This window comes from Bradyrhizobium centrolobii (genome assembly GCF_001641635.1).
Lineage (GTDB): Bacteria > Pseudomonadota > Alphaproteobacteria > Rhizobiales > Xanthobacteraceae > Bradyrhizobium > Bradyrhizobium centrolobii.
This window is the reverse complement of sequence record NZ_LUUB01000074.1, coordinates 1-242: the sequence shown is the minus strand read 5'-3', so window position 1 is coordinate 242 and position 242 is coordinate 1. Positions and strand designations below refer to the sequence as shown.

Genomic DNA, 242 nt, shown 5'->3' with positions numbered 1-242 from the left:
TCGTGGCGGGAGATGGTGGCGACGAATCTTCGCCAAACTCGATGCTGTGGTTGATGGTGTGGACGGCCCCCTACGGCATCAGTGTGCCAGAATGAGGTTGTCGAAATCTCAGACAAGGGAGCCGTCCGTGAGCCAGATTATCCGCATTGGGATGGATACGTCGAAGTATATTTTTCAACTGCATGGCGTTGACGCGTCGGAACGCGTGGTGCTTCGCAAGCGGCTGAGCCGCAAGGCGATGC

At 57.0% G+C, this 242-nt stretch carries 1 pseudogene; it reads left to right on the top strand.

Annotated elements, in window-relative coordinates:
* Window positions 1–127 precede the first annotated feature (127 nt).
* Window positions 128–242: pseudogene (locus AYJ54_RS51380) on the top strand (IS110 family transposase); the annotation flags it as partial.